This is a genomic window from Microbacterium abyssi, assembly GCF_015277895.1.
GTDB lineage: Bacteria > Actinomycetota > Actinomycetes > Actinomycetales > Microbacteriaceae > Microbacterium > Microbacterium abyssi.
The window spans coordinates 1231837-1243409 of the sequence record NZ_CP063815.1; the positions used below are offsets into that span (position 1 = coordinate 1231837).

At 63.3% G+C, this 11573-nt stretch carries 10 protein-coding genes; 6 read left to right on the forward strand and 4 right to left on the reverse strand.

Annotation, left to right across the window (positions count from 1 at the left end; translation table 11 throughout):
• Positions 1–4 precede the first annotated feature (4 nt).
• Positions 5–2602: a polysaccharide pyruvyl transferase family protein gene (locus tag IM776_RS05975; RefSeq protein WP_194422080.1), complete on the reverse strand. Its 2598-nt coding sequence runs from the start codon at positions 2600–2602 to the stop codon at positions 5–7.
• Between the two features lie 221 nt (positions 2603–2823).
• Here IM776_RS05975 and glf point away from each other — a divergent pair, with 221 nt between their 5' ends.
• The 4 genes from glf to IM776_RS05995 all read left to right on the forward strand — a co-directional run bounded on the left by glf (position 2824) and on the right by IM776_RS05995 (position 6833).
• Positions 2824–3966 (forward strand): UDP-galactopyranose mutase, encoded by a 1143-nt coding sequence (gene glf, locus IM776_RS05980; protein WP_194422081.1) that lies wholly within the window; start codon positions 2824–2826, stop codon positions 3964–3966.
• A gap of 37 nt (positions 3967–4003) precedes the next feature.
• Positions 4004–4762, forward strand: coding sequence for an ABC transporter permease (locus IM776_RS05985; protein ID WP_228479940.1), 759 nt, complete (start codon positions 4004–4006; stop codon positions 4760–4762).
• On the forward strand, positions 4762–5505 hold the full coding sequence (locus IM776_RS05990; protein ID WP_194422083.1) for an ABC transporter ATP-binding protein: 744 nt from the start codon (positions 4762–4764) through the stop codon (positions 5503–5505). Before IM776_RS05985 ends, IM776_RS05990 begins: the two co-directional genes overlap by 1 nt.
• A 212-nt stretch (positions 5506–5717) precedes the next feature.
• Entirely contained in the window at positions 5718–6833 is a 1116-nt protein-coding gene (locus IM776_RS05995; RefSeq protein ID WP_228479942.1) for a polysaccharide pyruvyl transferase family protein, read from the forward strand.
• Between the two features lie 40 nt (positions 6834–6873).
• Here IM776_RS05995 and IM776_RS06000 read toward each other — a convergent pair whose 3' ends face one another.
• On the reverse strand, positions 6874–7032 hold the full coding sequence (locus IM776_RS06000; RefSeq protein WP_194422085.1) for a hypothetical protein: 159 nt from the start codon (positions 7030–7032) through the stop codon (positions 6874–6876).
• Between the two features lie 303 nt (positions 7033–7335).
• Here IM776_RS06000 and IM776_RS06005 point away from each other — a divergent pair, with 303 nt between their 5' ends.
• Positions 7336–9222: a DUF6541 family protein gene (locus IM776_RS06005; RefSeq protein WP_228479944.1), complete on the forward strand. Its 1887-nt coding sequence runs from the start codon at positions 7336–7338 to the stop codon at positions 9220–9222.
• On the opposite strand, the gene IM776_RS06010 is transcribed toward IM776_RS06005, so the two are convergent.
• Complete coding sequence (locus IM776_RS06010; RefSeq protein ID WP_194422087.1) at positions 9206–9580, reverse strand: DUF2304 domain-containing protein; 375 nt, start codon at positions 9578–9580, stop codon at positions 9206–9208. The two genes, IM776_RS06005 and IM776_RS06010, sit on opposite strands and share 17 nt — an antisense overlap.
• A 3-nt stretch (positions 9581–9583) precedes the next feature.
• The gene (locus tag IM776_RS06015) at positions 9584–10282 is read right to left on the reverse strand and encodes a glycosyltransferase family 2 protein (RefSeq protein WP_194422088.1); all 699 of its coding nucleotides are present in this window, start codon (positions 10280–10282) and stop codon (positions 9584–9586) included.
• 74 nt (positions 10283–10356) lie between these two features.
• Between IM776_RS06015 and IM776_RS06020 the strand changes: the two genes are divergently transcribed.
• Entirely contained in the window at positions 10357–11562 is a 1206-nt protein-coding gene (locus IM776_RS06020; protein ID WP_194422089.1) for a glycosyltransferase family 4 protein, read from the forward strand.
• Positions 11563–11573 lie beyond the last annotated feature (11 nt).

An 11573-nucleotide genomic window follows, 5' to 3' on the forward strand; every position in this document is an offset into this window, starting at 1 on the left:
TGCGTCAGCCCTTGCGGTGGCGCAACAACACGTGATCCATGTCGGTACGCTTCGAGCGCGGTACCAGGACCTTCTCGTCGTAGTGACCGACCGCGATGAAGGAGATGAAGACCTCGTGGTCGGGAATATCGATGATCTTGCGGATCGCGGTTTCCTTCTCGGTGCCCATCGCCGTGTTCAGCGAGCACGAGCCCAATCCGACCTGCGTCAGCCCCAGGAGAAGCGACATCATGAACAGCCCGCCGTCGACGAACGGCTGATTGCGTTCCGGCGCGAACAGGAACGCATCCAAGTCCGCGGTCACGAGAAGCAGACGCGGAGGCATCTGGTAACCGCTGAAGCCTCCTTGAATGTCGAGCACGGATTTGATGATGCGAGGATCCTCGAACTGGTGCACTCGCGCGCCCTGACGGTTGCAGACCGAGGGTGCCTGCATCGCAATCTGCACGGCGCGGGCGATGTCTGCGTCGCTGACCGATTTCGAAGTGAACTCGCGCACGCTGCGTCGCCCGTACATCACGTCGATGAAGCTGCGGTCCGTGTCCGTTTCGCTGGTGATCTCCCGAATCTGATCTGCCGGCACCACGCCGCCTTCTTGATGCGTGATGTCGTCAATAAGGCCCTGACTCGCCTCTGAGAACAGCTGCCGGAATTGCGACACGTCTGCTTTGAGCAGGTCGTGTCGCTCGAAGTATGTCTTCATCACCGCGGCCGAGCTCTGCAGGAACGGGTCATCGACACCACGTCCCGCGGCCAGCCATGCATTCATCTCCTTGGCGAGCCCTGGCACGGCGATCTTGCCGAAGCCGGCGCGGAAATCAGAGCGGCTCAATCCTTTCTCGATGGCGTGAGCGTGAAAGATCATGCGCGCCCGCGCTCCTGAGACGCCTTCAGGAGATCGTCCGTGGACGTAGGAGCGGTTCCGGCGTTCGAAATCTTTCAGGGCGAGTGCTTTGGCCTGGCCGGCGAAGCTTCTTCCCGGATTGGCACCTTTGGCGCGACGCTTCGCTGCAGGGAGCCCGTCCGGAAACTCTTCCAGCTTGATGCTGCGCACCTCGGCACCGCCGCCCCGGCCGCTGAAATGAATGGCTCCCAGCATGAACTGGCTCAGGCCTGCTTCGGTGACATGGAATGCGATCTTGTCGGTCCGCGCCGTGCCTGACTTCTCTGGCATGCTCACCGAGCCGATGACACGGAACTTGCCGGTCTCGGGGTTGCGAACATGAAGGTTAATGGACTCTGCTGTGGTCCGCGGCGTCCAGTCGATCTCGAGTTCGTAGCTCGAACCCTCGTTCAGTTTCTCCGGCAAATCAGTCCAGACGAGATTGCCGAGGACAGCGCCGCCGCGGGCGACCTTCAGTCGGGTGGCCCCGCGCTTGTGTGAGACCCGCCAGGCGGAGTTTCCGGCGGTGAACTCCGGCTCTTCGACCGTGAACTTCTGGGGCGGGGGTAGGACGACGATCTTCGAGGGATCGAGTGCGGCGGAATCCTTCATCTCGGGATCGAGCGCCCTCTTCAGCCATTCCATTGACGATTCGCGGCCCGACTCGATGTATTCTCGGGCCGTTGTGAAGTCGATCTCGCGCGTGACGTTCGGGTTCTTGGCGATCGACTCGGTGTCATCGATCTCGAATACGCGGCGGCTGTCGTCGAACCCGAGGGACGAGAGAAGGTTGGCGAATCGATCTGCTCCACGCTTGGCGTTGTAGATCGACGAGAAGGGCTTCTCGAAGATCGTTGCAAACGCTGTGCCGTGGAAGCTGTCCGTCACGACATAACTGGCATCGGCGTAACCGCGGAGGAAGTTCTCAGGTGCGTCCTCGGAGAGGATCTCCGCACCAGGCTCCTGCGCGAAAACCTCCGCGACGTGCTCGCGTCCGTCATCCGGATTGGGAATGACGAGGATCTTGTCGAAACCGAGCTTGTCGGCGATCGCCTGGGCGACGGCGCGCTTCTCCGGAGTGGGATCGAGGAAGAAGACCGCCATGTATTCGCCCTCCGGGGCGATGGTGGCGTTGGATGCCAGTTCACGGTAGTGCGCCTGGGATAGGAGGAATACCGGGTCGACGACGAGGCTCGCCTTCGCGCCGAAGACATCGACCGCGGTGTCGATCGCGTACCCTTCGCGCACCGAGATGGCTTTGAACTTCTGAAGATTCGCGGCGTGCTTGGCGACAAAGTACCGTTTGAACTTGTCGGTTCCTCGATTGCCGAACGAAGTGCCATAGGCGACTCGATCGTTCTGTGGCCCGACGAAGTCCAGGAACAGATCATCGTTCACTCTGCCGATCAGTGGGTTCCACAGCTGATCGCTGCCGACTACGAAGGTGTGTGCGATGTCATTGAGCTCGGCAAGTTCCGAGTAGTGCACCTGCTCGGTGTATTCGTAGCCGATGCGACGGGCGAATTCCATGGACAGGATGTCGTCGGGCCAGTCGACCCGGTAGCCGTTGTATCCCAGCGGCTCGTGCACCATAAGCGCGGAGCGGCCGAGACTGTCGATCGCGCGGTTCAGCCCGTAGTAAGTGAGGATCGATCCGTAGTTCTTGCCGTACCACCACCCGAGAATGGCAACATCGTACTTCTTGTCCGGAAGCGTCATCTGGCTGTCCTTACTTGCAATCGTCTTGCTGATCGGGCGTCTGGTGAACCGGCAGCACCATCATGACGTGGGCTGGTCGCGGATCGCTCAAGGCGCGCGAAGTGAGTGTAGCTCAGCTCCGCCTGAGAAAGCTCTGCGACGGTGCGCTGCCGCTGAGGCGTTGGTTCGGCTCCATCGTAGTGTGCACGGCAGCCCTCCGGCGGGATGACACAATGGAAGTCATGGATACTGATCTCTTGGTCGTCGGGTCTGGGTTCTTCGGTTTGACGATCGCTGAGCGCGCGGCCTCCGCGGGCCGCAAAGTGACTGTCATCGACAGGCGGACGCACATCGGCGGCAACGCGTACAGCGAGAACGAACCCGAGACCGGCATCGAGGTCCACCGGTACGGCGCTCACCTGTTCCACACCTCGAACCCGACGGTCTGGGAGTACGTGAACCGGTTCACGACCTTCACGAATTATGTCCACCGGGTGTACTCGACGCACAAGGGCCAGGTCTACGCGCTGCCGGTGAACCTGCACACCATCAACCAGTTCTTCGACGCCGCCTACACTCCGGACCAAGCACGCACCCTCGTCAAGAAGCAGGCCGGCGAGTTCGACGTCAAGTCGGCGCAGAACTTCGAGGAGAAGGGCATCGCCCTCGTCGGACGCCCACTGTTCGAGGCGTTCTTCGCGCATTACACCGCCAAGCAGTGGCAGACATCGCCCGAGAAGCTCTCCGGTGACATCATCAGCCGCCTCCCCGTGCGCTACAACTACGACAACCGCTACTTCAATGACACGTGGGAGGGACTACCCACCGATGGGTACACCGCCTGGATCGAGCGGATGGCCGACCACCCGAACATCGAGGTCAAGCTCGACGTCGACTTCTTCGACGAGTCGCAGCCACTGAACAAGAAGGCGACTGTGGGGCAGCTCCCCGTCGTGTACACGGGACCCGTCGACCGCTACTTCGACTACGCGGAGGGCGCGCTCAGCTGGCGCACGCTCGACTTCGAACAGGAAGTGCTGAACATCGGCGATTTCCAGGGCACCTCGGTCATGAACTATCCGGACGCGGAAGCGCCGTACACCCGCATCCACGAGTTCAAGCACTTCCACCCCGAGCGCAAGGACATCTATCCGACGGACAAGACCGTCATCATGCGCGAGTTCTCACGGTTCGCCACGCGTGACGATGAGCCCTATTACCCGGTGAACTCCACCGACGACCGCTCTGGTCTGCTCGCCTACCGCGAACTTCAGAAGGGCGAGCATCAGGTTTATTTCGGCGGTCGCCTCGGCACCTACCAGTACCTCGACATGCATATGGCCATCGGCTCTGCGCTGTCGATGTGGTCCAACCAGCTCAGTTAAGACGCGCATGGTAAAGACTGTCGGTGAACCCGGCTCTATGCGACGCAACCTGCACTCCCTGTGGGTGCTTTCGGCGCGTGATCTCCGGGTCCGGTATGCCACGAGTTGGCTGGGCTATCTGTGGAGCGTCCTCGATCCGCTCGTGATGAGTCTGATCTATTGGTTCGTCTTCACGGAGATCTTCCATCGAAGTGTCGGCTCTGATCCATACATCGTCTTCCTCATCGCGGCGCTCTTGCCGTGGGTCTGGTTCAACGCCTGCATCAGCGACTTCACACACGCGTTCCAGCGAGATGCCAAGCTCGTCCGCTCCACATCGATACCCCGGGTCATCTGGGTCGGGCGGATCATCTTGTCGAAGGGGATCGAGTTCCTTCTGGCTGTGCCGGTGCTCGTGCTTTTCGTCGTCTTCAGTGGCGCCGAGGTGACGTGGGGCGTTCTCTGGTTCCCCGTGGCGATCATCTTGCAGACCGCCTTGCTCGCCGGGCTCGGGCTCATCCTGGCTCCGCTGTGCGTGCTTTTCGATGATCTCGAGCGCACGACCAGGCTCGTGCTGCGTGCGCTGTTCTATGCGACGCCGATCATCTACAGCGCGAACGATCTGCCGGCCGGCTTCTCTTGGCTGCCGCTGGTCAATCCGCTCGACGGCATCTTTTCCATGTACCGGGCAGCCTTCTTCCCTGAGCAGTGGAATACTGCATCCGTGATCGCCAGCGTCGTGTGGACCGTCGTGCTCATCGTCGCAGGCGTGCTTGTCTTCCGCCGTCTCGAGCGGTCCGTGCTGAAGGAGCTGTGATGGGCGAGTATGCGATCGAGGTCTCGGGGCTCGGTGTGCGCTTTCGTCGCAACAGGCGCGGGGGCCGTTCAATTAAGGCGATGTTCGCTGACTCGTCGCGCCGCACTCCCAAGGGGGAGTTCTGGGCGCTGCGGGACATCTCGTTCAACGTGCGGCCAGGGGAGTCCATCGGTGTCGTCGGCCGTAACGGACAAGGCAAGTCCACCCTGCTGAAGCTCGTCGCAGGCGTTCTTCTGCCCGATGAGGGCAGCGTCACGGTGCACGACGGTGTCGCTCCGCTCATCGAGATCACCGGCGGGTTCGTCGGCGATCTGACAGTGCGGGAGAACGTGCGCCTCACAGCCGGACTGCACGGGATGGGCAAGGCTGAGGTGGCGAAACGCTACGACGGCATCATCGCGTTCGCGGAGCTCGAGGATTTTCAGGACACCCCCTACAAGCACCTCTCCAACGGGATGAAGGTGCGGTTGGCCTTCTCGGTGGTGTCACAGCTCGATCAGCCGATCCTGCTCGTCGACGAAGTCTTGGCCGTCGGCGACAAGTCCTTCCGCGAAAAGTGCTACCGGCGCATTGAGGAGATGCTTGAGGAAGGGCGTACGCTCTTCTTCGTCAGCCACAACGAGCGTGATCTGAAGCGCTTCTGCAAGCGGGGCCTGTATATCCGCGAGCATCGTCTTGTCCTGGACGATCGAATCGAGGACGTGCTCAAGATGTACAACGCGGACAATGCCGCGAGCCAGTGAGCCGCAGCCCTTGAGCGCCCACGTCTGACGCTAGGGTGGGGTTTGCAAGGACGTCAGTAGAACCCGGTCGGACGAGCTTGTAGATCACATGAAACGGTGGGACCCGATTGCGACCTCTGCGTGACATCCGAAGATCGTTGGCCGGTCGGCGGACGGCTCCACCACCTTCTTCTGAGCCTCTTCCGCCGTCGCCTCCACCTGTTCACTACTTGGTGTCGACCGCCGGGCATCCGAACTACGGCGACGAGCTGATCACCCGCGCGTGGCTCGACATTCTAACTGAGTTGCGCCCTGACGCCGAAGTCTGGCTTGACTGCCCGCATCCTGGCCGGGCCTCGCACCTGTTCCGTCGCACGCATCCGAACCTGCATGTCACGAACACGCTGTGGGAGTTGGCGCATTCCAGCCCATCACACGATCCGATCTCCGACACGGAGCGCATCGCACGCCACGTCAGAGATCTCGGCACGCCGCGCATCGATCCAGGACTGCTCGCCCTTCGGCACGTGACCAGCGTCCATCTGCTCGGGGGAGGGCACTTCAACGATCTGTGGCAGGACAACCTTGGCATCATCGCCGCCGTCTCCGCCCTCCATCGCGAGTTCGGCATCTCCGCCCGGGCGACGGGCCTCGGGCTGCAGCCTTTGGCGGCTGAACGCGGTGACTGGCTGCGGGAGCAGTTCTCGGTGTTCGACCATGTCGAGGTGCGCGATCGCGCGAGCGCGGACGCCATAGGGAGCGAGGTCGGTTTGGACGACGCGTTCCTCGCTCTCTCGGTTTTGCGTCCCGTTTACGACGAACGTCCGAGCCCCGAGAATGTCGTGCTCGTACAGGGGGATTTGCGCGCATGGTCCGACATCGACGCGATCAGGTCGATCGACGATTTTCTCGCGGACGCGCCGGATAACGAAGCAGCGTTCGTCGAGGCACTGCCTCCAGACGATGCCCGCTACATCGCCGACACTCGCCCCTCTGCACGCTTCTACTCCTTCGGGAATATCTGGTTCGATGGCCTGCCTGCCCGCCCAGGGCAGCGTTGGCTCACCACCCGGTTCCACGCTCACCTGCTCGCTGCAGCAGCCGGAGCGGCAGGAACGGTGATCGCGGGACAAGAGGGTTATTACGATCACAAACACGCATCGCTGCTAGAACTCGGCACGGGCTGGACCGTCGTGCCCGCAGGATCCGTCGCCGAGCCGACAGTGGATCCGGACTTTCCCGCACGTGCGCGCGAGCATGCCGCCGCCAAGCGGCGTCTCGCCGAACGGCTCTACCCGGCCGAACACCGGGCAAGCGCATCGCCTGGTCGCTCGCCGATGGGGGCATGACCGGTTCAGTTCGACGAAGGCAGACCGGGGACAAGCGTGGTCATGACAGGTCTTCGGCGTCCTCCTCATCCCACTCGGTGTCAGCATCGACAACGGCTTCTTGCTCCGATACAAAGTCGGGGTCAACGTCTTCCCCCTCTGGATTCGGGTCGTTTTGGGGAAGCGCATCTTCCGGGTACACAGGCTCGCTCACGATCATCTCCGTTCGTCTAGACGACAAGATTCTCACGCGCCGCCCTCGCCACCACGGCCCTTGACAGCGAATCGCGACCGGGAGAAAATCGCCTCCAGCTCACTAGCGCTTCTGGACGGACGACGTCGGACGGTTGGTTCACTCCCGGCTCGCCGACAGGAGCCCGCGGTCGTGCACGATATCCTGGTTCGGTTGTTCGCGAGAGGAACCCGAAGCCATGGAACGCACGAACTGCGCTGAGCCTGCGGGTTTTACGCGATTCCGTGACAGTAGACCCGGTCGCGGCCATATCCTGGCGGACCTCGGATGATGACCTGGATCTCACACGTCCCGGCACTGATCGCGGTTTTCGGGCTGCTCATCGTTCCCGGCTTGCCCGTGGCCTTCAGCGTCCGAGCGCGAGGAGTCTTTCGCCTGGGAATCGCCGTCGTCGTCTCACTCGCCGTAATCGCGGCTGCGAGTCTCATCGCGCCGGTGCTGGGGCTGGGCTGGTCCCTGGTGCCGGTGGCGCTGGTCGCCGTAGTCGTCGGGATCGTCGCCCTGACGCTCCGGGCGATCGGCAGAGACGCTGGGGAGGAACCGGTAGGCACTTCATCGAAGTGGGTCTGGGGCGCAGTCGTCGCGGCTCTCTGCGGCTGGACGGGCATCGTTGCCCTCGGCATCGGCGCTGCGGACCATCCCAACCAGCTCTACGACGGGCTGTTCCACCTGAATCTCATCGAGTTCATCCTTCAGAACTCGGACGCCTCCTCCCTGCACATGACGATGTCCACACCAGGACAGGCAACGGCCTTCTACCCGGCCCTCTGGCATGCCCTGGTGAGTCTGATCGTTCCCGTCTCGGGCAGCGTGGTCTCGGCGACGAATATCGTCACCCTAGGCGTCGTCGGGCTGATCTGGCCGGTCGCCGTCGCGTCGCTCACCAGCGTTGTGTTCCCGGCACGCCCGATCGCGGCAGCGGGAGCCACTCTCGCCTCATTCGGTTTCAGCGTCTTCCCGCTCGGGTTCCTCAATTGGGGCGTTCTCTACCCGAACCTGCTCGGAACAGTGCTGGTGCCGCTCTTCGTCGCGATCGTGGTCGCTGCGTTGCGGCCGGCACTCACGTGGAGCAGCCGGCTTCTCTGGTGCCTGGTCGGAATCGCAGCCGTCGGTGCCATGGGCTTCGCCCATCCCTCGGCTCTGCTCGGCGGCATAGCTCTCGTCGTGCCGTTCCTCGTCGTGCGGACATGGACGGCGGCTTGCCGTGCGGGGCTGGTCGCCCGTGTGGTGATACTCGTCCTTCTCTGCCTCGGCCTCGTGGCGTTGGCGATCGTATGGATCAAGGCGAACGTCACAACGAATCACTGGCTTCCCTCCGAGACGATGGCACAAGCCGTGGGCGAGGTGCTGTTGCTGAGCCCTGTGGAGCGAACGGCGGGTCTTCTGCTCGGCCCTCTGGCTGCTATCGGCATCTGGCAGGTCGTGCGGATGAAGCTATGGTGGGTCCTAGCTTCTTACGTGCTGAGCGTCGGGTTCTATCTCGCTTCAGCATGGTTCCCCATCCTCTCGCTTCGCAGTCTGCTCGTCGGAGTCTGGTACGACGACACCACGCGCGTCGGGGCGCTGCTGGCGATGTGGGGGTTGCCTCTCGCCGGTCTCGGCGTGGCCGTCGTGACTTCCTGGCTCCGGGCACGGTGGGAGAATGGGGCACGGCTCCCAGTGATCGCGCTGGCGACGCTGATCGCGTTCGCGGCAGCGAGCCACCTCATCATGCTCACCTCAGACGTCCTGCAGATGCGCCGCGTGAGCTTTCAGTTCGGTGACGCGTCACGGGGACTCTCAGCCGATGAGGCCGCTCTCTTCGGCAAAGCCGACGCAGTGCTCGATGAGGACAGCGTGGTGATCGGCGATCCGCTGACGGGTGCGGCTCTGCTCTACGCGTACACAGGTCACGATGTGGTCTTCCCGCACGTGGCCGGCCGATACGGGGAGGACGCCACCTTCCTCGCCCGCAATCTTGTCGATGGCGACGCCGCGGTTTGCGCGGCAGTGGACCGGATGGGTGTCACGCATGCACTGGATTTCGGCGACCGCACGTTTTTCGAGAGTCAGTCGCCGCGGTTCACAGGGCTGCACGACTTGAACGAGTCGCCGATTCTCACCCCCGTCGCCACCGTCGGCGAGGCCACGCTGTACGAAGTCAGCGGCTGCGAGTAGTTCCTTCGTCATCTTCCGCCGTCCGCTCTTCGCGCCCCGTCGCCTCGAGCAGAGCCGTCTTGCGAGCGAGCAAGGTGATCTCGCGCTGCAACGCCAGATTGCGTCGATACTGCGTGTACACGAACGCGAGGAACATGATCACCAGCGCGTACAGGAGCAGATCGGTCCCGCGACCGACGCCGATGAGCGAAGCAACCCAGGTGAGCCACTGCGGGAACAGGATCGAGAGAACCGCGGCGAAGACGAAGAGCCCGAGGAGGATGCGCCGGATCGCGAGATGGCTATCGGCGCCTGTGCGCCGCATCATGAATGCGGCGAGGAGCACGACAGCCACGATCAGCAGAAACTGAATCCACATGTTCTACCTCACCACCAGATCGACCAGGATGTTCACCGAGTTGAGCACGCTCTGGCCCTTCGCCTTCGAGTAGTCCGTGTAGAGCAGTTCGACGGGGTGCTCGGTCCACGGCAGCCCCGTGCGTCCGATCTCGAGGACGATCTCCGTCGCGTGCGCCATCCTGTCCTGCTTGAGCTCGATCTTCTCTGCAGCATCACGCCGGATGACGCGCAGGCCGTTGTGCGCGTCTGTGAGCCGCATTCCCGTTGTCATGTTGGTCACCCAGACAGCGGTCTTGAGCACCACCTTCTTCATCCAGCCCGGTCGCGTGCGGTCGTCGAGGAATCTCGACCCGAAGACGACGGCGGTGTTCTGCGTGCGCACAACTGCGAGCATCGCCACAGCGTCTTCGACGCGATGTTGTCCGTCGGCGTCGAAGGTGACGATGTAGTCGCATTCCGGATGAAGCAGGGCGAAGTCGATACCGGTCTGCAGTGCCGCGCCCTGGCCGAGATTGACAGGGTGCCGCACGAGCCGGGCGCCCGCCGCGGCGGCGATATCGGCAGAGCCGTCTACGGAGCCGTCATCGATGCAGACGACGTTCGTGAACTCCTTGCGGAGTCCGCGGATCACGTCGGCGATGACATCGGCCTCGTTGTACAACGGGATGACGACCCACGCGCGGCGGTCGGGGGTTCGTGGCGCGGGCACGCTCGTGGACATGATTCCATTGTGTCAGGTGCTCGCACACGATTTTGGTGAGGCGTGTGGGAATCGGTCGAGTGGAAGGAGCAGGCATGGCGTCTCGACGTCCCGCGTCGCGATCCGGTGTCCGTACCGTCATCGCGAGCCGCATCTTCGCGCCGGAGCCGTCCGCGGCATCCCTTCGGCTGAGCGCGTTGGCAGCCGAACTCGATGAGCGAGGCGTCGATGTGCGAGTGCTCACGACCCGGCCCCCCCGAGGGACGGCGACAGGGCCAGACCTGGGTCTGGATGTGCGCCGATGGCCAGTACTGCGCGATCGGTCCGGTTACGTACGCGGGTACCTGCCGTATCTGAGCTTCGATGCGCCGCTGTTCGTGCGAGTCCTGTTCGGGGCACGAGGTGACGTGTACGTCTGCGAGCCGCCGCCGACGACAGGATTCTTCCTGCGCCTCGCATGCGCGATCGCACGGCGGCCGTATGTTTACTACGCGGCCGACATCTGGTCGGATGCTGCGCAGGCGACCGGCGCCCCGGATCTCGTGATCAGAACCCTACGCAGCCTGGAGTCCTTCGCGATCCGCGGCGCACAGGGGGTGATCGTCGTCACCGACGGCGTCGCGTCGCGCGTCGCGGCACTCGCTCCGGGGGCGAATGCGCACGTCGTCGGTCACGGCGTGGATCTGAACCGGTTCTCTCCCGATGGAGGAGAGATCGCCAACCGCGCAGACATCGTGTACGTCGGATCGGCAAGCGAATGGCACGGTGCGGAGATCGCGGTGCGGGCCGTGATCGACGTGCTCCGGAGCGAACCGAAGACCACGGCGGCCTTCGTCGGTCAGGGGTCATCCTGGCCGGCCTTGCGCGCAGCCGTTTACGAAGCCGGTCTGTCCGAGCGGATCCGGTTCGTGGCTACGGTCCCGCCAGAACAGGCGGCCGCATGGCTCAGGGGAGCACGCGTCAGCCTCGCGACGCTCGTGCCGGGACAGGGATACGACTTCGCCGTGCCCACCAAGCTATACGCCTCCGTCGCGGTCGGTACCCCAGTGGCCTACGCCGGCCCCGACCCCGTGCGCGGCGTTGTCAATCAGAATGAACTCGGCCGCGGCGTCGAGTATGACGAGCAGGCTCTCGCGGACGCCATCCGGGAGTTGCTCGTCACAGACCGGCCTGAGGCGCGGAAGCGTCTGACTTCATGGGCGCACGCGAACGTCTCCGCACGTGCGGTTGCGCGCCGATCTGCGGATGCGATTCTCGCGGTTGCCGGGACGGTCACGGCCGGCTCAGGTCGCCGACGATAGAATTTCGTTGC